This is a genomic window from Candidatus Clostridium eludens, from assembly GCF_045310515.1.
Lineage (GTDB): Bacteria > Bacillota > Clostridia > Clostridiales > Clostridiaceae > Clostridium_B > Clostridium_B eludens.
Genome location: NZ_JBJHZX010000017.1, coordinates 31,468 through 57,228, shown reverse-complemented (window position 1 = coordinate 57,228; position 25,761 = coordinate 31,468). Strand labels below are relative to the sequence as shown.

General features: G+C 30.6%; 27 protein-coding genes. 3 read left to right on the top strand and 24 right to left on the bottom strand.

Annotated features, from left to right (window positions below; all coding sequences use genetic code 11):
• Positions 1–97 precede the first annotated feature (97 nt).
• Positions 98–976, top strand: a complete 879-nt coding sequence (locus ACJDU8_RS12500; RefSeq protein WP_406792481.1) for a YitT family protein — start codon at positions 98–100, stop codon at positions 974–976.
• A gap of 97 nt (positions 977–1,073) precedes the next feature.
• On the opposite strand, the gene ACJDU8_RS12495 is transcribed toward ACJDU8_RS12500, so the two are convergent.
• From ACJDU8_RS12495 to ACJDU8_RS12430, 14 genes are all read right to left on the bottom strand, one after another.
• The gene (locus ACJDU8_RS12495) at positions 1,074–1,295 is read right to left on the bottom strand and encodes a DUF3006 domain-containing protein (protein ID WP_406792480.1); all 222 of its coding nucleotides are present in this window, start codon (positions 1,293–1,295) and stop codon (positions 1,074–1,076) included.
• Positions 1,296–1,396: 101 nt separating this feature from the next.
• On the bottom strand, positions 1,397–1,951 hold the full coding sequence (locus ACJDU8_RS12490; RefSeq protein WP_406792479.1) for a hypothetical protein: 555 nt from the start codon (positions 1,949–1,951) through the stop codon (positions 1,397–1,399).
• Between the two features lie 206 nt (positions 1,952–2,157).
• Positions 2,158–2,364 (bottom strand): DUF1657 domain-containing protein, encoded by a 207-nt coding sequence (locus ACJDU8_RS12485; protein ID WP_406792478.1) that lies wholly within the window; start codon positions 2,362–2,364, stop codon positions 2,158–2,160.
• Between the two features lie 30 nt (positions 2,365–2,394).
• A complete protein-coding gene (gene spoVAE / locus ACJDU8_RS12480; protein WP_406792477.1) occupies positions 2,395–2,748 on the bottom strand; it encodes a stage V sporulation protein AE in 354 nt (117 codons plus the stop codon).
• A 24-nt stretch (positions 2,749–2,772) separates the two neighbouring features.
• Complete coding sequence (gene spoVAD, locus ACJDU8_RS12475; RefSeq protein WP_406792476.1) at positions 2,773–3,774, bottom strand: stage V sporulation protein AD; 1,002 nt, start codon at positions 3,772–3,774, stop codon at positions 2,773–2,775.
• Positions 3,775–4,254 carry a stage V sporulation protein AC gene (gene spoVAC / locus ACJDU8_RS12470; RefSeq protein ID WP_406792475.1) on the bottom strand — a complete coding sequence of 160 codons (480 nt, stop codon included), beginning with the start codon at positions 4,252–4,254 and terminating at the stop codon, positions 3,775–3,777.
• 11 nt (positions 4,255–4,265) lie between these two features.
• Positions 4,266–5,126 (bottom strand): DUF421 domain-containing protein, encoded by an 861-nt coding sequence (locus ACJDU8_RS12465; RefSeq protein WP_406792474.1) that lies wholly within the window; start codon positions 5,124–5,126, stop codon positions 4,266–4,268.
• Between the two features lie 16 nt (positions 5,127–5,142).
• Positions 5,143–5,349 carry a DUF1657 domain-containing protein gene (locus tag ACJDU8_RS12460; protein ID WP_406792473.1) on the bottom strand — a complete coding sequence of 69 codons (207 nt, stop codon included), beginning with the start codon at positions 5,347–5,349 and terminating at the stop codon, positions 5,143–5,145.
• 194 nt (positions 5,350–5,543) lie between these two features.
• Positions 5,544–6,716 carry an aspartate aminotransferase family protein gene (locus ACJDU8_RS12455; protein ID WP_406792472.1) on the bottom strand — a complete coding sequence of 391 codons (1,173 nt, stop codon included), beginning with the start codon at positions 6,714–6,716 and terminating at the stop codon, positions 5,544–5,546.
• A gap of 12 nt (positions 6,717–6,728) precedes the next feature.
• On the bottom strand, positions 6,729–7,580 hold the full coding sequence (argB, locus tag ACJDU8_RS12450) for an acetylglutamate kinase (protein WP_406792471.1): 852 nt from the start codon (positions 7,578–7,580) through the stop codon (positions 6,729–6,731).
• A gap of 17 nt (positions 7,581–7,597) precedes the next feature.
• Positions 7,598–8,818: a bifunctional ornithine acetyltransferase/N-acetylglutamate synthase gene (gene argJ / locus ACJDU8_RS12445; RefSeq protein WP_406792470.1), complete on the bottom strand. Its 1,221-nt coding sequence runs from the start codon at positions 8,816–8,818 to the stop codon at positions 7,598–7,600.
• A gap of 25 nt (positions 8,819–8,843) precedes the next feature.
• A complete protein-coding gene (argC, locus tag ACJDU8_RS12440; RefSeq protein WP_406792469.1) occupies positions 8,844–9,878 on the bottom strand; it encodes an N-acetyl-gamma-glutamyl-phosphate reductase in 1,035 nt (344 codons plus the stop codon).
• A gap of 318 nt (positions 9,879–10,196) precedes the next feature.
• Positions 10,197–10,862 carry a ribonuclease H-like domain-containing protein gene (locus tag ACJDU8_RS12435; protein ID WP_406792468.1) on the bottom strand — a complete coding sequence of 222 codons (666 nt, stop codon included), beginning with the start codon at positions 10,860–10,862 and terminating at the stop codon, positions 10,197–10,199.
• A gap of 89 nt (positions 10,863–10,951) precedes the next feature.
• Positions 10,952–11,677 (bottom strand): HAD-IB family hydrolase, encoded by a 726-nt coding sequence (locus ACJDU8_RS12430; RefSeq protein ID WP_406792467.1) that lies wholly within the window; start codon positions 11,675–11,677, stop codon positions 10,952–10,954.
• 293 nt (positions 11,678–11,970) lie between these two features.
• On the opposite strand from ACJDU8_RS12430, the gene ACJDU8_RS12425 reads away from it, so the two are divergent.
• Entirely contained in the window at positions 11,971–12,228 is a 258-nt protein-coding gene (locus ACJDU8_RS12425) for a FeoA family protein (protein WP_406792466.1), read from the top strand.
• 64 nt (positions 12,229–12,292) lie between these two features.
• Positions 12,293–14,230: a ferrous iron transport protein B gene (gene feoB, locus ACJDU8_RS12420; RefSeq protein WP_406792465.1), complete on the top strand. Its 1,938-nt coding sequence runs from the start codon at positions 12,293–12,295 to the stop codon at positions 14,228–14,230.
• A gap of 8 nt (positions 14,231–14,238) precedes the next feature.
• On the opposite strand, the gene ACJDU8_RS12415 is transcribed toward feoB, so the two are convergent.
• The 10 genes from ACJDU8_RS12415 to ACJDU8_RS12370 all read right to left on the bottom strand — a co-directional run bounded on the left by ACJDU8_RS12415 (position 14,239) and on the right by ACJDU8_RS12370 (position 25,722).
• Positions 14,239–14,616 carry a CBS domain-containing protein gene (locus ACJDU8_RS12415; RefSeq protein WP_406792464.1) on the bottom strand — a complete coding sequence of 126 codons (378 nt, stop codon included), beginning with the start codon at positions 14,614–14,616 and terminating at the stop codon, positions 14,239–14,241.
• Positions 14,617–14,714: 98 nt separating this feature from the next.
• Complete coding sequence (locus ACJDU8_RS12410; protein WP_406792463.1) at positions 14,715–15,512, bottom strand: ribonuclease H-like domain-containing protein; 798 nt, start codon at positions 15,510–15,512, stop codon at positions 14,715–14,717.
• Between the two features lie 124 nt (positions 15,513–15,636).
• Positions 15,637–17,331 carry an arginine--tRNA ligase gene (gene argS, locus ACJDU8_RS12405; protein WP_406792462.1) on the bottom strand — a complete coding sequence of 565 codons (1,695 nt, stop codon included), beginning with the start codon at positions 17,329–17,331 and terminating at the stop codon, positions 15,637–15,639.
• Positions 17,332–17,670: 339 nt separating this feature from the next.
• A complete protein-coding gene (gene galE, locus ACJDU8_RS12400) occupies positions 17,671–18,657 on the bottom strand; it encodes a UDP-glucose 4-epimerase GalE (RefSeq protein ID WP_406792461.1) in 987 nt (328 codons plus the stop codon).
• A 126-nt stretch (positions 18,658–18,783) separates the two neighbouring features.
• Positions 18,784–20,154, bottom strand: a complete 1,371-nt coding sequence (locus ACJDU8_RS12395; RefSeq protein ID WP_406792460.1) for an N-acyl-D-amino-acid deacylase family protein — start codon at positions 20,152–20,154, stop codon at positions 18,784–18,786.
• A 66-nt stretch (positions 20,155–20,220) separates the two neighbouring features.
• Positions 20,221–21,297 (bottom strand): polyamine ABC transporter substrate-binding protein, encoded by a 1,077-nt coding sequence (locus tag ACJDU8_RS12390; RefSeq protein WP_406792459.1) that lies wholly within the window; start codon positions 21,295–21,297, stop codon positions 20,221–20,223.
• Positions 21,298–21,318: 21 nt separating this feature from the next.
• On the bottom strand, positions 21,319–22,119 hold the full coding sequence (locus tag ACJDU8_RS12385; RefSeq protein ID WP_406792458.1) for an ABC transporter permease: 801 nt from the start codon (positions 22,117–22,119) through the stop codon (positions 21,319–21,321).
• On the bottom strand, positions 22,119–23,018 hold the full coding sequence (locus ACJDU8_RS12380) for an ABC transporter permease (protein WP_406792457.1): 900 nt from the start codon (positions 23,016–23,018) through the stop codon (positions 22,119–22,121). Before ACJDU8_RS12380 ends, ACJDU8_RS12385 begins: the two co-directional genes overlap by 1 nt.
• Positions 23,015–24,142 carry an ABC transporter ATP-binding protein gene (locus tag ACJDU8_RS12375; protein ID WP_406792456.1) on the bottom strand — a complete coding sequence of 376 codons (1,128 nt, stop codon included), beginning with the start codon at positions 24,140–24,142 and terminating at the stop codon, positions 23,015–23,017. Before ACJDU8_RS12375 ends, ACJDU8_RS12380 begins: the two co-directional genes overlap by 4 nt.
• A 125-nt stretch (positions 24,143–24,267) precedes the next feature.
• The gene (locus tag ACJDU8_RS12370) at positions 24,268–25,722 is read right to left on the bottom strand and encodes an amino acid permease (RefSeq protein ID WP_479723071.1); all 1,455 of its coding nucleotides are present in this window, start codon (positions 25,720–25,722) and stop codon (positions 24,268–24,270) included.
• Positions 25,723–25,761: the final 39 nt, after the last annotated feature.

The window sequence follows — 25,761 nt, the reverse complement described above, 5'->3', positions numbered from 1 at the left end:
AATATAATTAAATATATAGATATTGAATCCTTATAAAGTGTTAATGATTATCTTATTACTATTAACTAACAAAACTAAAATATGAAAGGATGGTTTAATGGAAAAAAAATATATTTTAACTCCCCCAAAATACCATAAAATATTTAAATTAACTACTAAATTTGCATTTATGCTTATTGGAGCTGCTTTAGCAGCTATAGCTCTGGAAATATTTTTGATTCCCAACAATGTAATAGATGGAGGTATTACAGGCGTATCTATTATATCTAGTCATATTACAAAATTCCCATTAGGTTTGTTTATTTTCATTTTAAATATACCTTTTCTCATAATTGGATACAAGCACATCGGAAAAACTTTTACAATATCTACTTTATTTTCTGTATCTGCCTTATCAATTATTGTTTCTTTTTTGGAACCTGTTAAAAGTATAACAAATGATACTCTTTTGGCCTCAGTATTTGGAGGAATAATACTTGGAATTGGTATTGGGTTGATTATAAGAAATGGAGGTTCCTCTGACGGAACAGAAATTATAGCTATAATTTTGGACAAGAATACTGGATTTTCTATAGGCGAAATAGTAATGATCATCAATATATTTATATTAAGTAGTGCAGGAATTCTTTTTGGTTGGGATAGAGCTATGTATTCTATGGTAACTTATTTTATAGCCTTTAAGGTTATTGATATCACTGTAGAAGGTCTTGATGAATCAAAAGCTGTGCTAATAATCACTGATAAATCTGAAGATATAACGGCTGCCCTTCTGGCTAGACTTGGAAGAGGAGTTACACTTTTAGATGGTAAAGGAGGCTATACTAATACACCTACTAATGTACTCTATGTAATAGTGTCTAGATTAGAAATATCTAAATTAAAATCTATAGTTAGTGATTTTGATAAAAATGCGCTTATAACTATAGGTCACATAGAAGTATCAGGAAAAAGTTATAAAAAGAAGTCAATACACTAGTAATAACATATTTATTAACAATAATAAGGTTAGGACATCTCAAATATTATACAAAAATATCCTAACCTTATTATTCATTACTTAAAATTATAAATATTTAATTCCACATATTTTTAGCTAAGGCTGCAATATGCTTTTTTCTCTTTTCTGTTTCGTCTATATCTATAGTTATTTTGTCCCCACTAATATTAAGTACACAGCCCTCTTTTGCATTAGCAGGTAATTTTATTCGTTTTATATCCATCATAGTCTTATCTTCTTTTTCACAAACTGCATAAGGCCCTTCAAACCTATCTATTATTACTTTTATTGCTTTCATTACTTAAATCCCCCCTGATAAAAACATGTATTTACATTATATATATATTATACCATGTATTCCCAAGACTTTCACCTAAATTACTTTATATTTTAACCTAATTAATCTACTCTTTTACTTATAAATACATATATTTGATTCTTATTTTTTACTAATTTTAAAAAATTTATATTAATAAATATTTCTAATATAAAACCTATAAATAGCCACGCCATACAATTCATTATTACATAGCCTGTAAAATAGGATATATACTTTAAAGTGAAATTAAGATTTTTTAATATATGTGAGTTAGGTGTTATTATAAATATTGAACAGAAAATCCCTAAAGGAATCCATAAATTTAAAAGTCCTACAAAAATTTCTTTTAATTTCATAATAGCAGATTCTTTTTTAAAATTACCTTTAAAAAATCTCATATATAGATTCCATTTTATACATTGGGATATTATTAAAAGAATGGAAATGCTTATAACCATATAAATTATATAAAATGAGATTTCTTTTAATAAGTAAAATTGCCTAAAAGTTATACTCTTTACAATTAAGAATAAAAATATAAACATAATTATAATCATTAAATTTTTAAAGTCTAATATAAATTTAATTTTACCTTTAATCTGCATCCTTTCCCATTCTTCACAATAATAATTCATAGCTCCCTCCTTTTGCAAGCATACCTTTATACTTATTATACAATATATGATAATTTTTGTTAAGTGAAATTTCATATGTAGTTTCTATGGCTATTAGTTTACTTTTTATTTTATCTACATAATAAATATTATGTAGATAAAATAAAAGTCATAATTATTACTATTATGACTTTTATTTCTCTCATACTTTATAAATATATTATATATTATATATTTTTATACTGAGGTTCTTGATGTTCTATAAATTTTTGTCTCCCTTTAAGCGTTTCAAGTGCCGAATCTAAATTTTTTGCTATGCTTTCAAAATCATTTTTAGCACTTTCATTCTGTGTTTCAAGGGCAAATGTCTTCATAGTTGCAGCTGCACTTTGGATTCCAGCTATAGCCTGCTGCATTTGAGTTCCAACTGTCATATTTTATCACCTCCTTCAAAATATAATGAATTACCCCTTAGGTTTAAAAATTAATGCTCCAATAAATCCAAAAATTATAGCTGCAGAAATACCCGCACTGGTAACTTCGAAAATTCCTGTGAGAACTCCTATTAACCCATATTCCTTAGCTTCCATAATAGCTCCTTTTACCAAGGCATTTCCAAAACTACTTATAGGTACAGAGGCACCTGCCCCAGCAAACTTTATCAAAGGCTCATATAATCCAAGTCCTCCCAATATGGCTCCTACAACTACAAGAGTAGTTGTAGTGTGAGCGGGAGTAAGTTTAAATACATCCATCATTATTTGACCTATTACACATATTATTCCACCTATTAAAAATGCCCAAAGAAATTTTTCCATATAAATAAAATACACCTCTCTTTTCTATATTTCTATAGATACCGCATGAGCAACACCGGGTATACTTTCCTTTTGTTGATAGGACATAGGTGACATTAGCGCCCCCGTTGCAACTATTAATATTCTGCTTAATTTTTTCCGACTCATTTCCTTTAAGAAGTGTCCATAAGTTACTGTAGCAGAGCAGGCACATCCACTGCCGCCTGAAAACACAGGCTGATCTTTTTTATACATTATAATCCCGCAATCTTTAAATACTCCCTGTGAAAATTCAAATCCATCTCTTTTTAACATATCCTCTGCTATTTCATGTCCTATTTTACCTAAATCACCGGTAGCTATAATATCATAATAAGAGGGTGTTCTATTTAAATCTCTAAAGTGTGCTTCTATTGTATCCACCGCAGCTGCTGCCATGGCAGCACCCATATTAAAAGGATCTGAAATTCCCATATCCACTACCCTGCCTATAGTAGCTGTGGTAACTTTAGGTTTATCATGCCCTTTACCAATAACTGCGGCTCCGGCTCCAGTTACCGTCCATTGTGCTGTAGGGGGTTTTTGCCCTCCATATTCTGTAGGATATCTAAATTGCTTTTCTGCAGCTGCGTTATGACTTGAAGTCCCACAAAGTGCATATTCCGCTCCATTATTATCTACAATAAAAGAAGCTAAAGCTAATCCTTCCATAGAGCTTGAGCAAGCTCCGAACACCCCTAAGTAGGGTATTTTAAAAGTTCTTGCTGCAAAACTACTAGTAATTATTTGGTTCATAAGATCTCCACTTATAAAAAAATTTATATCCTCTTTATTTACTTTTGAATTTTTTATAGCTATTTCACAAGCTTCTTCTAATAATTTTTTTTCAGCTTTTTCAAAACTATCCTGTCCAACCCATATATCTTCATGAAGCAAATCAAATTCTTTAGCTAGGGCACCCTTTGCCTCAAAAGGTCCCCCCACTGCAGAACAGCCAAGTATATTGGGCTTGGATTCAAATACCCACGATTGATGTCCCTGAATCATTTAAATCCCACCTAACCATTTAATAACTATTTGTATAGTTGCAACTACAAATGCAGAAAAAACCCCAAAAGTTATTACTGATCCAGCTAATTTAAACATATTGCCTCCTACACCAAGAACATATCCCTCACTTTTATGTTCTATGGCACAGGATGCAATAGAATTTGCAAAACCAGTAACGGGTATAGCCGTTCCCGCTCCAGACCACTGGGCAATATGGTCAAACACACCAAACCCTGTAAGAATTACAGATATTATTATTAAAACTGCAGAAGTAGGATTTCCAGCAGTTGTCTCGGTAAAATTAAAATACTTTATAAACATAAATTGCAAACCCTGTCCTATCGTACATATAATTCCGCCAACTAGAAATGCTTTAAGACAATTTTTTAAAACTTTTCTTTTAGGTTCTTTTTCTTTTGCAAGATTCTGATATTGCCTTTGCAGCGGAGTTAGTTTTTTGTTCTTTTTATTAGACACTTTATCACCTTCTATCCCAATAAATAAGGTCTTAATTTTTCCAATGTATTTTTTAATATAACAGAATCTTTCTTATACATATCTTTTGACTTTTCATCCTGAGTCTCAAGTTCAAAAGACATTAAGTCGGATTGAGCTTTTTCCAAATTGGCATATATCATTTCTCTTACATTAGATTTTGGAACTTTAATGATATCGTCAAACAGATCCACATAAAGCTCACCCTTTGAATTTACCTGTCCTATAAATACATTATCTAAACATATTCCTAATAATTCTAATTGGGTATTTAGCCATCCTTGATTCAATCCTAGATTGCTCAAGGACTCATTTATTATATTTCCATCTAAAATTACAGTTTGAGGTGCACCTTCAGGTGATACCTGTATTCCCAAGTCTCTTGCAGTAACCGGTTTTTTATCTGATTTTAATATTACATTTATATCTCCTGTAGATTCCATTACCGCAAATTCCACATCTGCTAAATTAAATATATTTTTCGAACGAAGTTCTCTTAATAAATCCTCGCCACTACACCTTACTTTACCTAAATTTTCCTCCATAACTTTTCCTTCTTTTACGACTACAACTTCTTTACCATTTATCAAATTATATATGAGTTTACTTTTCATACATATATAATCCAAAGCTATTGGTAATAAGAACCACACACCTAAAGCTAGTGCACCAAATCCCCAGTTTCCTATAATATTTACAGAAATCAGTGCAACTAAAATAGCTATTACACTATAATTTATAAAATTAAAGGCATTCATTCTAGTGGAATGTTTTTGCCCCAATATTCTTATAAAAAATAAGGATATGAAAAATAATGCAGAGGATTTCAATAGAACTATAATCCATGGTTTCATATATTATTCCTCCAAATCAATTACTTTTATATTGAGGCTCCTCATATTCTAAACACTTTAATCTTTTATTTAAATTCTGTGTTACACCACCTACATCTTCTAAAGCTTTTTTATAAACAGCTTTTGCTTTTTTATTCTGTTCTTGAAGAGAATATATTCTCAAAGTACTTTCAACACTTTTAAGGGTAACCAATGTGCTTTTTACTTTTGATCCAACAGTCAATATACCATACCTCCTTATATCTTATATTTATGTTTTCCACCCGCTAATTTTTTATAATATAATTAATAATTAACTTTTCAAAAATAGTTTTACCATATTCAAAAGAATTATTACACATAATAAAAAATATACTGATGTAACATACATTACATCAGTATATTTTTAACCACAGTTTATCCACACAGTACTATTAATTAAATATCCTCTATAATTTCATATAATATGTTTAACCCAACTTCTAATTCTTCTTTTGAAATTGTAAGAGGAGGAAGTAGTCTAACTACATTTGGACCTGCAGTTAATACAAGTAATCCCTTTTCCAGAGCTTTTTTCTGTACCTTAGAGGTCTCTTCTTTAATTTCTACACCTACCATAAGCCCCATTCCACGAACCTCTAATATATTTTTTTTACTCTTACCTTTAAAGTATTCCTTAATGAACTCACCTTTTTCACTTACTTCTTGCAAAAAAGATTCCTGACTAATTACATTTAATACTGCTAAAGCTCCTGATGCACAGACTGGATTACCTCCAAACGTAGAGCCATGATCCCCATATTTAAAAGTATTTCTTAACTTTTCATTACAAAGCACAGCACCTATAGGCAATCCTCCACCAAGGCCTTTTGCTGTAGATATAATATCTGGTTGAACATCATAATTGTTAAAGCCATAGAGCTTTCCTGTTCTACCTATACCACATTGGATTTCATCACATATAACTAAAATATCCTCTTTTTCACCTATTTCAAAAACTCTATGAATAAATTCTTCACTTAAAGGATTTACCCCTCCTTCTCCCTGAATAGGCTCTATCATAATAGCACAAATTGATGAATCTATGGATTTTTCCAATTCTTCCACATTAGCTTCTGCATATTTAAATCCCTCAGTAAAAGGATAAAAATATTTATGAAGCTTTTCCTGTCCTGTAGCTTTTAATGTAGTTATAGTTCTTCCATGAAAGCTCTTTTTTAATGTAAGTATAGTATTTCTGGCTTTTCCATGTTTATCAAAACTATATTTTCTAGCTAATTTTATAGCCCCTTCATTAGCTTCTGCTCCTGAATTACAGAAAAATACTTTATCCATTTTAGATAATTGTGTAAATTTTTTAGCTAATTCTAGTACTGGAATATTTAAAAATATATTAGAAGTATGAGCTACTTTTTCTAGTTGAGCTTCTACAGATTTAATCCAACCTTCATTGCCATAGCCTAGAGACATTACACCAATACCAGAAGTAAAATCCAAATATTCTTTATTGTAAGTATCATATAATTTACACCCTTTGCCGTGTGTAAATACTACTGGAAGATGGTTATAAGTATTCATAAGATATTCTTTTGCATAATTTAAATAATCCAAATCAATCCCCTCCTAATAAATCATAGTTCCTATGCCTTCTTTTGAAAACAATTCTACAAGAAGACAATGAGGCACTCTGCCATCAATAATGTGTGCACTTTTAACTCCCGATTTAATGGCTTCAACACAGCAATTTACTTTAGGCATCATTCCGCCTTTTATAATATTATCTTCATATAACTTTGGAATATCTTTCAATGTTAACTCTGAAATTAAAGTGGATGAATCCTTCACATCTGTCATAACTCCAGGTACATCTGTAAGAAGTATTAAATTCTGTGCTTTTAAAGCTGCTGCAATTTTAAAAGTACAGGTATCTGCATTTATATTGTATACTTCATTATCATTTCCTAATGCTACACTGCTTATTACAGGAATATATCCATTATCTATTGAACTCATGATAATTTCAGTATTTATCTCTGTGATTTCTCCCACTTTTCCTAAATCCACCTTTGTGGAAATTTTTTCAGCTTTAATCATGGCTCCGTCTATTCCACATAGTCCCAGAGCTTTTCCACCATAATTTTGAATTAACTTAACCAAATCTTTATTTACTTTTCCGCTAAGTACCATTTGAACCACATCCATGGTTTCTTCATCTGTATATCTTAACCCATCTATAAAAATACTTTCCTTGTTTAATTTTTTTAGATAAGAAGATATGAAAGGACCTCCTCCATGAACAACTACTAAATTTATTCCCACACATTTCATAAGTACTAAATCATTTATAACATATTTTTTAAGCTGTTCGTCTATCATAGCACTGCCACCATACTTAACAACTATTGTTTTACCTCTATATTTTTGAATATATGGCAGTGATTCCGCTAAAATTTTTGCCACCTCATTATAATTCAATTCCTCCCGTACCTCCCTTAAGACATATAGCTTCCATTAATTTTTACATAATCATAGGTCAAATCACATCCCCAGCAGCATACACTGGAATTTCCTGAATTAAAATTCAAAACTATACCTACCGTATTTTCTGAAAGTATGTCTACAGACTTTTCAGATGAAAAATCTACAGGATTCCCATTTTTAAATACCAATATACTTCCTTTTGAGCTTTCCATTAAAACCTCAAGTTTATTTATATCAAAGTCTACTCCTGAATATCCAATAGCATCTAATATTCTCCCCCAATTTGCACTGCATCCAAATAACGCAGTTTTCACAAGGCTTGAACATATTACAGATTTACCTAAAATTTCTCCTTCTTTCTCCCCAGGTACATTTATGACTTTACACTCTATTAGCTTAGTAGCGCCTTCTCCATCCTTTGCAATCATCTTGGCTAATTCTATACTTAATATTTTTAATGCTTCTAAAAATATCTTATAATCTTCATTTTCTTCATCTATAATTGGATTTTCAGCTAATCCATTTGCCATAATAAGTACCATATCATTTGTAGATGTATCTCCATCTACGGAAATTCTATTATAACTTACCCTTACACTTTCCTTTAACGCCTTATCTAAAAGATCTGCATCTATATTTACATCTGTAGTAATAAAAGAAAGCATAGTTGCCATATTAGGATGTATCATTCCCGAACCTTTAGCCATTGCTCCAATTACTACTGATTTTCCTCCTACTTCTAATTCTACAGCTAAAGTTTTTGTAAAAGTATCTGTAGTAATTATAGCCCTTGCTGCATCTTTGCAGCCATTTTTATTTAGTTTTTTAACTAATGATGGAACAGATTTTTTTATAGCATCAATATTTAACTTTACACCTATAATACCTGTAGATGCTACAAGCACATTATTTTCTTCAATTTGTAATGCTTCTCCTGTGCATCTGCACATTTCTTTGGCATCCTCTATTCCAGCTTCCCCTGTACAGGTATTAGCATTTCCACTATTTATAATTATAGCTTGAGCAGTTTTATTTTCCAAATGACTTTTAGTAACTAAAAGAGGTGCCCCTTTAACTATATTTTTTGTATATACGCCTGCACAATTACAAAACTTAGTAGACATTATAAGGGCTAGATCTTGTAAATTATTTTTTTTAATACCACAACTTATTCCTGAAGATATAAAACCTTTAGGAGAAGTAATTCCTCCTTCTATAACTTCTAAATTCATTCTAAATGGCCTCCTTAAAATTTAATTAAAAAACAGCTGGCACAGCAGTAAGTCCTTCTTTTTCATTAAAGCCTAAAACAATATTCATATTTTGAATTGCCTGTCCTGCTGCACCTTTTATCATATTATCTAAACAAGATATAATTATAAGCTTATTATTCTCCTCATCAAAATGTATAGATATATGGCAGTAATTAGAGAGTCTTACATTGTTTATCTTTGCCACTTCCCCTAAAGGAAGAATTTTTACAAAAGGCTCCTCTTTATAGAATTCACAATACTCCTGGTATATTTTTTCAATATTTACTGGATTTTTAGGAGTTGTATATACTGTAGATAAAATTCCCCTATTTATTGGAATTAAATGAGGAATAAATGTAAGCTTTATATTTTCTTTTGATATATTGTTTAAATTTTCCTCTATTTCCGGAGTATGCCTATGATTTGCCACTTTATATGCACTAAAACTTTCATTGCAATTAACAAAATGAGCACCTTCTGTAAGATTTTTACCAGCACCAGTTACCCCTGACTTGCAGTCTGCAATTATACCTTTTTCTTCTATCAATCCTTTAGAGATAAGTGGCAAAATACCAATTTCAACAGAGGTAGCATAACAACCTGGATTTCCTATAATCTGTGATTTTCTTATATCCTTTCTATTCAACTCTGGAAGACCATACACAGATCTTTCGTGTAAACTTGGTACAACAAAATCCTTACCATACCACTTTTTATATAAAGATTCATTCTTGAATCTAAAATCTGCACCCATATCTATACATATTGTATTCTTACTAATTGCCTTTTCTGCAATAGATTCACTTACTCCACTAGGCAATGCTAAAAAAATCAAATCGCTTTTTTCTATGACCTCATCATCACTTTCACATATCATCTCTTTCAAAGCATAAAAACCCGGATATATACTGCTAATAGATTCTCCTTTATAACTTGTAGATGATATACCTGATATTTCAATTTTATTATGATTTGATAAAAGCCTTATTAATTCTGCCCCTACATAACCTGTTCCACCAACAACTCCTACCTGTATCAAATTAATTTGCCTCCTTTTAGATCATAATTACCTATAAAAATATAAATAATAGCTTTTTACATATTTTTTAAATATGTAGTTATTATATGACTTTATAAATAAATATGCAATATTTTTTTATAAAAATTAATTTAATATTTTTCATTTATTAAACATACTATAATATTTTTATATTATTGGCACCTTAAAGCAAGAGATATTATATGTATATATTTATTATAAATATACAATAATTTAAAATAAAAACCATAAAAGTTTATATAAACTTTTATGGTTTTTATACAATTATTAAAATACGCTATCCCCAGATAAGTTCTTCTAAGATTCACTTGACGGGTTCTCTATAACCACATTATTCCATTTTGTATATATGTTGAACAGACTCACTACATCTTGTTCGTTATACAGCAATATTTTTTGTTTTTTTATCTGAGGCATTCTATTTATATATTCATTATCTTTAATTATCTTACTAAAAGTTTTAGCTAAATTAGAACCGCTTATAATTGTGTTTTCCCTTGTAATTCCGAATTCTTTTTCTAATGACTTTAATCCTATAGACTTATGAATCTTCCTTTCATATTCTTTTTGCAGATCTATATCTATAAAGTGATCACTTATACTAAACTCCATATTGTACTTTTCAAATAAATAATTTATCACTGTAAAATCATTGTTTCCCGAAAAGGTAACTATATATTTTTTATTTTTTTGGACCATATTCTCAAAATATTCTTTTGCCAATTTTAGTATTATTTTTATATCTTTTTTATTTTCTATCATATACTGCGTTACCTTTAGCACTTCATTTTTATAATCATAAAAGCAGCAGCCAAATACGCCTACACATATAGGTTTTTTATATATATAGTGCTCTAAATCAAAAAATATAGCATCTCTAAAAATACATCTACTATCCTCTACTTTCAATGAATTTTCTATTACTGGTTTTTCAACCTCAACATCATTAAGTCTTTCTATCACTATACCACTCTTTTCTACTTTCCTTTATACGGATAAGGTACTTTCCAATTCAATATAATTATAAATACATGTAATAAAATTAAAAACATTTAAATTTCTTTTATACATCCAGCTCCAAACTTATATATCATATCCTTTCTTTCAACTACTATTTTTATCCTTTTGCTTACTTGTTCATCTTCCAACACTTTTTTCAACAATTCTCTAGTGGGATTTACACAAACAGGATTTCTAACAATCTGCATCATAGAAAAATCCCCCAAAGTATCTCCATAAGCGTAACTTTTTTCTAAATCTATATTATATTTTTCAGTTAACATTTTTATGGCTTTTTCCTTGCTGCTGCTATCCCACATGGGAACTACCTCTCCTGTATATACATTATTCTCATCTCTCATATATACAGCTCCTACATAGTCATCAAATCCATACTTGATAGCCATTTCTCTAACTAGTTCCACTGGACTTCCAGATACAGTCACTACTATATGTTTGTTTTCCTTATGCCACTTTAGCATATCTCTAGTATAAGAATATACTCTATCACCCTTTTGTGATACTACATTTTTAGCTATAAATTCAATTTGAGATTTATGAAGCCCTTTTATAGCTTCTATATATATATTTGCCATTTTTAAAAGATAGTTATCATAATTTCCTTTTCTCTTATCCCATCTTTCATACTCAGGTTTCACTTCTTTATACCATCTTTCTCCAGGTATTATCTCATACTTTACTAATTTCTTAAAAACCTCCGTTATAAGACCTTCTCTATATAAAGTACCATCAATATCAAAAAAAGCTGCAATATTCATACTCACATTTTCTCCTTATAACTTATTTTAAAATTTAGATATACAATATAGTACTATTTTAACATATATATGTATATTAGTTTTTGTGACTTTCTATAGAAAATATTATAGTATAGTAAGGAATATTTTATAAATCTCATTATATCAAATATTGATAAATATAAAAAGTTCAATTTTGCAATAGCATTTAATGGTTTAATTATTGACAGTGAATATCAAATATGGTACGATAGAAATAAACGATGATAATGATTTTCATTATATGTAAATCAATTTTAGTGAGGTGATTCAGTATGAGTATTTGCGATCTAAAACCTGGTGAAAAAGGTCTAGTAGAAAGACTAAGTGGAGATGAAAAATTAGTTAAAAGACTTTTAGCCCTTGGCTGTATTGAGGGCACTGAAGTACTAGTAAAAAATTCTGCACCTCTTGGAGATCCAATAGTTATACATTTAAGAGGCTTTAATCTGGCTATACGTAAAAAGGATGCAAAAAATATATCAGTAAATGCAGTAAATAATGTAAACAGGACATATGATAAAATATGTTAAGTAAGTAATTTCATTAATCATAAATATTAGTATTACCCGTTATGTTATAGACAGGAGGAATAATATGGTTGTAGCAGCTTTGCTTGGCAATCCTAATGTAGGTAAGACTTCTTTATTTAATTATTTAACTGGTTCAAACCAATATGTAGGTAACTGGCCTGGGGTAACTGTAGAAAAAAAAGAAGGTTATGTAAATAACTCTATAAAAATTGTAGACTTACCTGGTATATATGCTATGGACACTTACTCCAATGAGGAAAAAGTATCAAAAGAATTCTTATTAAAAGATAATCCAGATATTATAATAAATATTGTAGATTCATCTAATTTGAATAGAAATTTATACCTTACCACTCAATTAAAACAATTTAATAAACCTATAATATTAGTTTTAAATATGATAGATGTAGCAGAGTCTAAGGGAATGAAAATAGACATTCCTATACTTTCTAAAGAATTAGGGGTTATGGTATTACCTATCATAGCAACTAAAGGTATTGGTATAGATAAACTTATAGAAATTCTAAAAAATGGCAACTTCAAAACTCCCGAAGACAAAACAAAATTTGAATTTGAAAGCGAAAAAGAAGCTTATTCTTATATAAATGATATTTTGAATAAATGTTTATTAGAGACAAAAAAAGATATTACCACACCCACTGAAAAAATAGATAATATAATTTTAAATAGGTTTTTGGCCTATCCTATATTTCTAATAGCACTTATATTAATTTTTAAATTTACTTTCAGTTGGGTGGGTCAACCCATAGCAGATGCTTTTAGTAATTTTTTAGATGGTTCTTTGACTCCTTACTTAAAAGTATTACTCTCAGGAACTTCTCACTGGTTTAGCTCTCTTTTAATCGATGGGATTTTAGCAGGTGTAGGTTCTGTTGTAGTATTCTTTCCCGTTATATTTTGTTTGTTCCTCGGTGTATCCTTTTTAGAAGACAGCGGATACATGGCAAGAGGAGCTTTTATAATGGACAAACTTATGAGAAAAATGGGGTTATCCGGCAAGGCTTTTATACCCCTCATAGTTGGTTTTGGGTGTTCGGTACCGGCAGTTATGTCTTCTAAAACTCTGGAAAGTGAAAAAGATAGGAAATTAACGGCTTTACTGGTACCTTTAATGTCATGTAATGCTAGACTTCCCATATATGCTCTATTTGCATCTGCTTTTTTCTCCCACAGCCAGACGGAAGTGGTATTTTCACTATATATTCTTGGAATAGCAATAGCCTTTTTAATCGGGATCCTTTTTAAAAATACCATATTTAAGAAGGATGAAGAACCTTTTATAATAGAACTTCCCGAATATAATATTCCAAAATTAAAAAATCTATTACTTCATACTTGGGAAAAGGCTAAAGGTTTTTTAAGGAAAGCTGGTACAATTATACTTTCTATGTCGGTTTTAATTTGGTTTTTATCCAATTTTAATTTATCTGGTATGGTAAGCATGGACAAAAGTATTTTATCATCTGTAGGAAAATTTATAAGTCCTATATTTTCCCCTATGGGCTTTGATCAATGGCAAAGTTCTGTAGCACTCATTACTGGTATCACAGCAAAAGAAATTGTACTTAGTACTATGAGCATCGTATATGGAGGAAATTTATCTTCTTTATTACCAAGTTTTTTTACACCTGTTTCAGCCTATGCCTTTTTAGTTTTTGTACTGCTTTACACTCCATGTATATCTGCATTAGCTACTATAAAAAAGGAGTATGGAAGCAGAATGGCTGTATTTTCTGTAACATATCAACTAATACTTGCATGGTTAGGTTCTTTTGTAGTATTTAAATTAGCTACCCTTTGGGTAATGGGGGGATTTTATATGTTGGAAATCATATTAGGAACTGCTATAGTTGTGGCATCCGCTTATATATTATATAAAAGCTTAAAAAATAAATTTAAGGGAAAATGTGATTGTGGTTGTTGTTCCGTTTCTAACTGTTCTCATCGTGATAAAAAAGAAAAAGTGATAAAAAAGTCCTGATTGTTATATCAGGACTTTTTTATCATATAATCCATTACATCTTCAATAGAAACAATGCCCTTTACTACACTTTTATCATCTATTATAGGAATGGCTACTATATTGTTTTTTCTCAATCTTTTTGCCACAATCATAATGTCCTCTTCACTACGGGCAATAACTACATCTTTTGTCATGGCCCAATCTACAGGACAAGTATCATAGTGACCTTCTTCCATTAAAAATCTATATATATCTGCTTTTACTATCATACCAATCAGTTGTCCATTTTCATCAACTACTGGTGCTCCATTTACATTATGAGCATCCATTATATCTAAAGCTTTACACAAGCTATCTTCCTTCTTTAGTTTTACAATATCCGATCTCATTATTTCTTTAATCACACAACACCCCTCCTTCTTTCATTATACAGTACTTTTTCTAAAAAGTCTAAAAATTCTCAAAAAAACCAAGCACAATAGTAATTTATATTGAAAATTTATTAATAACTATTATCTATTATATTGGCAAATTTCTCCGTATCTTTTTCACCCTTTAACAAATAATCTATAATTTGTGATGCAACTTTTTTTGATATTTTCTCTAATTGTATATTCAAATTTACATTATTTTTCTTCAAAAGAATTTTCAAATATCTTTTCTGCTTTTCTGTAATGCAATTTTCCCTTACAAGTAAATTATTATTCCTTATTTTAAAAGTAAACTCATGTATTTTAGGTAAATTTAAAACATCCTCATAATTATGAAGCATTATAGTATATTTTATGCTGTTAGTTTTAGACTTTAAAAATTCCTTATATAAATCTACACTAATTCCTCCATCTATCTTATCTTCCCTATTTATACCTAAGTATTTTTCCACAGTTTTTAAATTGCATCTTTCCATTCCCAGCTGCTTGTAGTACGGTCTTATAAGCCTGTATAAATCTATATGATATGGAGGAAACTCAAAACATATATTATTCCTGCGCATTCTCTCTTTTATAAAAGGTTCGTCAAAAGCTATTCCATTATAAGAACACCATTTATCATATTTTAATATATCCATACCAAAATTATATAATATCTCACTTTCATCCTCTAAAGTATCTGCAAAATATTGTTTTATTATTAATTTATTTTTACTTAGAAATCTTCCAAAAGATATGAGTACTATATTATCACATTCTCTGTCAAAACCAGTTGTCTCTATATCAAAATAAGCTATATTTTCCATGTCACAGCTTAAAAATACATTACTTTTTACATTTATAAGATGATCATATTCTTTAATTTCCATAATACATGTTACTTTACCGTAACTTCTCCTCTCTATATTATATAATCTAAAGATATATCCTAAAAATTAATACAACTCTTTATAAGATATTTGAAATTTCAAAGAGGATGAAAAAATTTTTTATCTACATCTTTTCCACTACATCTATACCTAGCAAATTCAATCCATTTTTCAGTACCTGACATGTGCATTTTACCATCTGTAATCTAGCTCTTTTGGTATCCTCATCTGCTGCATTTATAATACTATGGACATTATAAAACTTATTAAAGTCCTTAGCTACATCTATTACATATCTGGTTACCATAAATGGTTCTAGTTTATTTATAGAATTTAAAATGGCGTTATTAAAATTTTGAAGCGTCTTTACAAGTTCAAATTCTTCTTTACTGCTTAATTTACTATAATCTATATCTTCCTTACCTATATCCCCAGCTTTTCTGAGTATGCTTTTTCCTCTAGCATAGCTATATTGAACATAAGGCCCAGTTTCACCTTCAAAACTTAACATTTCATTCCAGTCAAATACTATATCTCTTTCTCTATTATTTTTTAAATAAGTAAATATTACAGCTCCTATGCCAATTTTCTTAGCCACATCTTCTTTATCTCCCAGTTCCGAATTCTTTTCATTTATTATTTCAAGGGTTCTCTCTATAGATTTGTTTAGCAGATCTTCTAAGAATATTACATCTCCTTTTCTTGTAGAAAGCTTTTTATTTGCAAATCTAACAAGTCCAAATCCCACATGTTTACAGGAATCTGCCCAATCTTTTCCCATTAATTTAAGAGTAGTAAATACCTGTTTAAAATGAAGAGATTGGTCAAGACCCACTACATATATACTTTTATAAAAATCATAGGTTTTTTTTCTATATATAGCTGCCGCTAAATCACGGGTAGCATATATAGTTGTTCCATCTGATTTTTTTACAATACATGGAGGTATATTGTATTCGTCCAGCATTACAACCTTTGCACCATTACTCTCCACAAGAAGTCCCTTTTTATCTATTTCTTCTGTGACTGCATCCATTTTATCTGTATAAAAACTTTCTCCTGCATAGGAATCAAAATCTACCTTTAGTAAATTATATACTTTTTTAAACTCTCCAAGGCTTAAATCTTTGAACCTTTTCCAAAGTTTAATCTCTTCTTCACATCCATCTTCTAACTTTTTAAAATACATTCTGCCTTCCTCATTAAGAGAAGGTTCTTTTTCAGCTTCTTCATGGAATTTAACATATATTCTTAAAAGTTCTTTTATAGGGTTTTTATGAAGTTCTTCTTCATTACACCATCTATTATAAGCAGATATAAGCTTTCCAAATTGAGTTCCCCAATCTCCCAGATGATTTATTCTGGTGCAATTATATCCTTGAAAACTTATCATATTATACAGCGCATTTCCAATAGATGTACTAAAAAGATGACCCACATGAAAAGGCTTAGCAATATTAGGGGATGAATATTCTATAACTATGTTTTTCCCTTCCCCAATATTTGAACTTCCGTAGCTATCTCCTTCTGATAATATTTTTTCTAAAGTATCTTTGGTGAATATTTTTTTATCTACAAAAAAATTTATATAAGGTCCTAAGTTTTCAATCTTCTCAAAGTATTCACTTTCCAGTTTATTCTTTAGTTCTTCAGAAATTATATTTGGTGCTTTTTTAAGTACTTTTGCCAATTGAAAACATGGAAATGCATAATCCCCCATTTCAGGTCTTGGCGGTATTTCTATTAAATTTTCTATAAAATCTAATTCTAAATCTATGTTTTCCCTAATTGCTTCTGCTGCTAACTTTTTAAAATCCATACTAACAGTTAAATAAATATACCTTTATTTAACACATTTCATCTCCTCTCCTACTTCTATTTTATTACTTTAAATAAAAATTAAAAACCCTAAGTTAACTATATAATATAAAAAACCGCCTCTTTTATTTTAAGAGACGGCCTCCTCCTATCACAACATTTAAATAATAGGTATACAGCCTATCTATTGTATTTCTAAATGCTAACAAACTTAACCTTTGATGGCTTATACAAGTATTCTTCAATAAACCCACATATAACCTACACTTTATTATATTACTACTAATATTTTTTTGTCAACATATAAATTTTAATACTTTCCATATTTTAACCAATAACTTTATTCTCCATATCCATGCAGGTGAGTTTTATGCCATTTCCAGGCAGTTTCAATAATTGTTTCAAGTGAGTTATACTTTGGTTTCCAGCAAAGTTCTTCTTCAGCTTTTTTAGAAGAAGCTATAAGCACCGCTGGATCACCTTCTCTTCTTGGTGCAATTTCAGCCTTTATGTTATGTCCTGTTACTTCCCTTGAAACTTCAATTACCTCTTTTACAGAGAAGCCTTTACCATTACCTAAATTATAAATTTTACTTTCCCCGCCTTTTATGATCTTATCCAATGCTAAAAGGTGAGCATTAGCCAAATCCATAACATGAATATAATCTCTTACACAAGTTCCATCTTCTGTGTTGTAATCATTCCCAAATATCAATATTTTATCTCTCTTTTTTAAAGCTACTTGAAGTATTATAGGAATCAGATGGGTTTCTGGATTATGGTCTTCTCCTATTGATCCACTTATATGTGCTCCTGCAGCGTTAAAATATCTTAGTGCAGCATATTTTATGCCATAGGCCTTATCACTCCATTTTAACATTTTCTCCACTGTAAGCTTTGATTCTCCATAGGGATTAGTGGGATATGTTAAGTCATCTTCAAAAATAGGTATACTTTTTGGCTCTCCATAAGTAGCAGCAGTTGAAGAAAACACAATATAGTTCACTTTATATTTTTTCATAGCTTTTAATAAATTTAAAGTACCTACTACATTATTTTCAAAATATTTAAGAGGCTCAGATACACTTTCTCCTACCAGAGAATAAGCTGCAAAATCTATTACTGCTTCAATTTCATTTTCTCTAAAGACTTTATCCACTATAATTTCATCTCTCAAGTCTCCATGATAAATTTTCCCTCCTAAAACAGAAGCTCTATGTCCTTTTTCAAAATTATCCAATATAACAATTTGTTTTCCTCTTTCCAATAATTCTGCCACCATATGACTTCCTATGTATCCCGCTCCACCACAAATTAGAATTGACATTTTAAAACCTCCAATCTTGATATCTATTTTACTACAGTTGAATCTCAATTTGTGTTAATAAAGGATTAAAATATAATCTGTTCTATCATATGATAGAACAGATTATATTTTAATATTTATAGCCAGTTAATTCATTCTAATTGCTTTGCCTGGCAGCACATCTTTGTTAATTTTACCCTTTTCAACCACTATCTGTCCGTTTACAATTACGTAATAAATTCCCTGGGGATAAGCATTTGGTTTACCTTTTCCTAAAAAATCAGACTTATCGCAAATAGTATTTAAATCAAATATTACTATATCTGCATCACATCCTACTGCTAATTTTCCTTTATTTTTAAGACCAAGTATATTAGCTGGTATTAATGTACATTTTTTAATAGCTTTGATAGGAGAAAGATAATTTTTCTCCCTTACCATTTTTCTAAAAAAACGGGGGAAGGAACCAGCATTTTGAGGATGGCCTTCACCTATATCTGCCATTGGATTGAGACCTGAATCCGAAGATAAAACTACATAATCTCTTAAAAGTGCCTCATAAATCTCCTCTTCTAATCCTGTATAACAAATTATCATTGGATTTTCATCTTTTTTTCTCATATCATCATATAAGTTCTCTGTAAGGCACTTACCTTTAAGATTGCCCGAAGCAACACATAAATTACTGAACTTCCATCCAAACTTTTTAATATGCTCCTTATCAAAAACGCTGGTATTTATGCCAGTGGCAAAGGAAGTATACATACCGCTGTCCGCCCATAGGTTAAGTCCCCTTCTTCTAGCCTTATCTATAATATTTAGTGCCTCAGTCATTACCCCTTCCCCATATTGATACACCAAATGGGATACCTGTACTAAAGCCCCTGTAACCTCTGCAATTTTAACAGCTTCTTCAAGCGACTCTAAGTCATCAGGAGCTTTAAGTCTGGTATGGATAGAAATTAGTTTGTTGTACTTTGAAGCTAGTTTGCCCAAGGCTATAACTTCTTCAAAAGAAGATCCTGGAGCATATTCTAGTCCAAAAGATAATCCTACTGCACCTTCATAAAACGCCTTTTCAAGAAGTTTCTCCATTTCTTTTATCTCATTTGTTGTTGCCTGAATATAAGGACTAGTTATACCAACTTCGTTTCTTAAAGTAAAGGAGTGACCTATAAATTGAAGCTGATTTAGTAAAAATCCATTTTTATTCTGATTATCAAAAAATTCATCTAAATCTATAGGTCCTCCTCCACAATTTCCTCCTACTGTGGTAGTAATTCCTTGAACTAAAGATAATTCCCCACAGTCCATATTTCCATCAATATGGGCATGAATATCTATAAATCCAGGACTTACTACACATCCTTTGGCATCTATTTCCTTATTCCCCTTTATATCTTCACTGGTAATTTCAGATATTTTTCCATCTGACAATGCTATATTACCTTTAAATATATTTTCATTTTCCGTATCTGCAATTTGAGCATTTTTTATCACTATATCATAGATATCCATGGTTAACCCCCTTAAAACTTGCTGCCTAGTTTATTTTATTATTAAAAATTTACTTTGGTTTTTAATTTACTGTTGTTTAAATTCAGACCATATTAAATCATAGGTCTTAGTGGCACTTCCTACATCTCTAAATCTCTCAGCTCTTTTTAATTCTGAATCTGGAATAAAAACTGCTTTATTGTTTAAGTACTCCTTGGACATATACTTTTTGGCTGCAGTATTGGTATTTACATACTCGTTAGCAGTAGTGGCTTCATTGCTTATTTTGCCATCCAACATAAAATTTATAAATTTTTCTGCATTTTCCTTATGAGGTGCTTTTACAGGTATGATGAAGTTATCTTCTTCTGCATTCATACCCTCCTTGGGATATACTATCTTGAATTTTGGATTTGCCTTTACTGCTGCTGATGCCTGGGAGCCATACATATATCCTACACTTACATCTCCATTTATAAGACTTGTATGAGGCGTATCTGCATCAAACACTTTTACATTTGGCTTTAGCTTCTTTAATTCTTCTCTGGCCTGTTCCAATTTTTTAGCATCTGTTTCATTCATAGAATACCCTAATTCTTTCAGTGTCATTCCTATGACTATCCTTGGGTCATCCACAAGTACAATGGAGTCTTTAAGCGAAGGATTCCAAAGATCTTTATACCCTTTTATCTGGAAATTCACTTTATCTGGATTATAGACAATCATCTGACTTCCCAGTGTATATGGAATGGAATATTTATTTTCTTTATCGTAGTTCTGTGCTAAAAATTGAGGATCTACATTTTTATAATTAGGTATCTTTGATTTATCTATAGGCCACATTAAAATATTCTTTTGCTTTCCCATAACTTCAATGATATAGTCACTACAAATTATAACATCATATTGTGAACCCTTATTTGCCTGAAGCTTTGCCAGCATTTCTTCATTAGTAGAAAAATTACTGTAATTTACCCTTATGCCAGTTTGTTTTTCAAATTCATTAACTACAGAATCAGGTACATAATTGGCCCATGTAAATAAATTTAGTACTTTCTCATTGTCATTAGAAGCTTGCCTTTGATTTGTACATGCTGATAAAGCAAATGCTAGGCACATAGTCATAACATATATACTTAGCATTTTTAATAATTTATTTTTCATTAAATATCCCCCTAATTTAAATTATTTTACACTTGAGGCTTGTTTCGCCCCTATTATTTTAATAACCTGTGCCCCAGCTAAAATTATAAATGTAATCAAAAGCATTAGAGTACAAATAGAATTGATCTCTGGAGACAATCCAAATTTAAGCATAGAAAATATTTTTATGGGCAAAGTTGTACTCTCCGGTCCTGATAGAAAAAAGCTTATAATTACATCATCAAAAGACAGTATAAAGGCAATCATTGCTCCAGAAAATACCCCCGGTAATATTATTGGAAGTACAATACTTATAAAAACTTGAACTCTATTAGCTCCCAAATCCATAGCTGCCTCTTCAATAGAAGAGTCAAATCCAGACAGCCTTGACCTTACTATAATAAACACAAAGGGTATACTAAAGGTAGCATGAGATAAAATCAGAGTACCTATACCAAATGAAAAACCCATTTGTGAAAAATATATAAGTAGTGCAATACCCATAATTATCTCAGGTATTACAATAGTTATGTTTAAAATTCCTTCTACTATGCTCTTCCCTTTAAACTTATACTTATATAATCCAACGGCTCCTATTGTACCTATTACAGATGACACCAGCATACTCATAATTGCTATAGTAAAACTATTTTTAAATGCAATTATAACATTTAAATCATTAAATAGCTTCCTATACCAATCTATAGTAAATCCCGTCCATTTTGCCCCTATTCTTGTCATATTAAATGAATAACTTACAACTACAAATATAGGTAAATACAAAAATATAAATATAAGCACAATATATATAATGGAACTGTATTTAAAAAGCTTAGTCTTCATTAAAAAACCTCCAGATCCATTTTCTTACCCGCTAATTTTACACCTACAACCACAATCAGTAATGTAGCAATTATCATAAATATAGATATGGCTGCTCCAAAAGGCCAGTCTCGAGAAGATAAAAATTGATTTCTAATAAGATTTCCTATAAGCATCACTTTACTTCCCCCCATAAGATCACATATATAAAATAATCCAAGAGAAGGCATAAAGACTAAAATGCATCCTGATATAATCCCCGGCATGCTAAGGGGCAAAGTTATAGTTAAAAACGCTTTAAGTGAGCTTGCTCCCAAATCCTTTGCTGCATCTATATAGATTTCTTCAATCTTTTCTATGGAGGTATAAAGAGGCAGTACCATAAATGGAAAAAGTGTATATATCATTCCTATAAGTACAGCTCCATAAGTGTAAAGCATTTTTAGCGGCTGCTTTATAACACCAAATTTGATAAATAAATTATTTATTATTCCTCCTGTACTCATAAGTACCATCCATGCATAAGTTCTTATAAGTGAGTTAGTCCAAAAAGGAATAATTACAAGCATCACAGTAAATATACGAAGTCTTTTAGGTATTTTAGCTACAAAATATGCAAAAGGGTAACCTAAAATTAAAGCACATAAAGTAGTTATAAATGCAATATATAGGGAGTCAAAAAATATTTTAAAATATAAAGGTGAGACAATTCTTTTATAGTTATCTAAAGAGAATGTAAAATCAATCCCTCCATTTACTCCCCTTTGAAGAAAACTTATAAATACAATATATAAAATTGGTACTGCCATAAAAATTATCATCCATATGGATATAGGCCCTATAAAAAAAGCCTTTTCTACACTAAAAGCGTGTTTTTTATCTACATTTTTATATTCTAAAGAAGGTCTGATATTTTTCAACTTACCATTACCTCTTTTCCCCCTTTAGACTCATCATCTTTTTCTTGAAAATTTATTATTATAGCATCTTCTACATCCCAATATAGAAAAACAGTTTTATATATCTCTGGTACATCTGAATTTTTACGATAATTAACTGAAGTTATCTCCTGACCATTTTCTAAAAGAAAAGTTGTCTTTATATTAGAACCCAGATATACATTTTCTTTAACTACAGCTTTAAGCTTGAACCCCTCTATATTCTTTAAAGAATACCTAATATTTTCTGGTCGAACCAGTATACAGACTTTATCCTCTGAATGTAATGATTTGTTTTTCACAGTTATTTTAAAATTCCCTGTATTTAATAGAGCTTTATCTTCAAAAATATTTTCTACAATTGAATCAAATAAATTGGACTCCCCTATGAAACTTGCTACAAATTTGGTTTTAGGCTTTTCATATATCTCTCTTGCAGTACCTATCTGCTCTATACTTCCTCTGTTCATTATAACTATACGATCGGATATATTAAGAGCTTCTTCCTGATCATGAGTTACATATATAAAAGTTATACCCAACTTTTTCTGAAGGGATTTTAGTTCGATCTGCATCTTTCTTCTAAGTTTAAAATCCAGTGCTCCCAAAGGTTCGTCCAAAAGCAATATTTTAGGATTATTAATAAGAGCTCTGGCGATTGCCACCCTCTGTTTTTGCCCTCCACTTAATTGCCTAGGCATTCTTTTTTCATAGTTATTAAGTTGTACCAGATTTAACATTTCATCAACACGTTTTTTTATCTCCCACTTTTTAACTTTTTTTACCTTTAACCCATAGGCTATATTGTCATATACATTCATATGAGGAAAAAGAGCATAGTTTTGAAAAACAGTATTAATGTTCAACTCATAGGGCTCTCTATCTTCTATATGTTCTCCCTCTAGTAGAATGCTGCCGCTGGTAACTTCTTCAAGACCTGCAATCATTCTAAGGGTAGTAGTCTTTCCACAGCCGCTTGGCCCTAAAATAGTTAAAAATTCACCTCTCTTAATATTCATAGAGATATTTTTTATTACTACTTCATCCTGAAAATTTTTTACTAAATTAACTAATTTGAGAATAGTGTCCAGTGTTCCCACCTCCATATTATATTATACGCTGTTCTTTTATATAAAATAAATTATTTTTAATATATACAATTAAAAAACAATAAAAAATTACCAAAGGATATAGATTTCTCCCTTGGTAACTAAATATTTATGTATATTAATTATTTCACTTCTTTTTCAATACTGTCAAAATCTACTTCTTCTAATTTTACTACTTTAGTACTATATTTTTTCTTATACCATACCCACAGTACTAAAAATAATGGCAGTCCTATATAAGACGAAATTACTCCACTCCAATCTATCTTATTGGCTCCAAAATAACTAACACCTTGTCCTAAAATAACTACAATACAAAGTAAAAATGCTATTATTGGGCCTAGCGGAAATAATTTAGCTTTATATTTTAGTCTATCAAAATCACGATTTTGAGCAACATAAGCTTTTCTAAAACGGTAATGACAAATTGCTATTCCAACCCACGCTACAAACCCTGCAAGACCTGAAGCCGCTACCAGCCAAACATAAACTGTACTTTCAGCATAAAGTCCTGTTAAAAAGCATGCAGATGCTACTACAGTTGTAAGTATCAAAGAATTTATAGGAACTCCTCTTGAATTAACCTTTCCCAGCCATGCAGGTGCTTTCTTATCCTTGGCCATTGAATACAACATTCTGGTAGAAGCGTACATTCCAGAGTTTCCTGCAGATAATACTGAAGTTAATATAACTGCATTCATAAGAGAAGCAGCTCCTGCTATACCTGCCTTTTCAAATACTAAGGTAAAAGGACTTGTATCAACTCCTGCATTCATGTATGGAATTATAGCACCTACTACAAATATTGTACCTATATAAAATATTAATATTCTCCAAAATATACTATTAATAGCTTTTGGTATAGTTTTTTCTGGATTTTCGCTCTCCCCTGCTGCTATACCTACCAATTCAGTACCTTGAAAAGAGAACCCTGCAATCAAAAATACTAAAAATATAGATTTAGCACCACCTACAAAAGGTGCTTGTCCTACCGTAAAATTTTTAAGTCCTATAGGATTTCCATTAAATATTCCTAGAATAGTGACTACTCCTACTAATATGAATACGATAACAGTCACTACCTTGATACCTGCAAACCAAAATTCTGATTCTCCATAAGCTCTTGCAGATAGCAGATTTAATAAAACTATTAGAGCCAAAAAACATACACTCCATATGATAGCAGGTACCCCTGGAAGCCAATATTTCATTATAAGAGCCCCTGCTACCATTTCTGCAGCTACAGTTATGGCCCAATTGTACCAATAGTTCCATCCCAATGCAAATCCTAAAGCTGGATCTACAAATTTAGTGGCATAGGTACCAAAAGAACCTGAAACCGGCATATAAGTAGCCATTTCACCTAAACCTGTCATTAAAAAATAAACCATAAGTCCTATGCAGCCGTAAGCTACCAGTGCCCCTCCAGGGCCTGCCTGATTGATAGTAGCACCTAATGCCAGAAATATACCTGTTCCAATAGCTCCTCCTATAGCAATCATACTTAAATGTCTTGTTTTAAGACCTCTTTTTAGTTCATTATTCTGTTCATTTGTTTGATCTACTGAACTTTCCACTTTTTTCTCCCCCTTATCGGTCTCAAAATTCCCATAAGT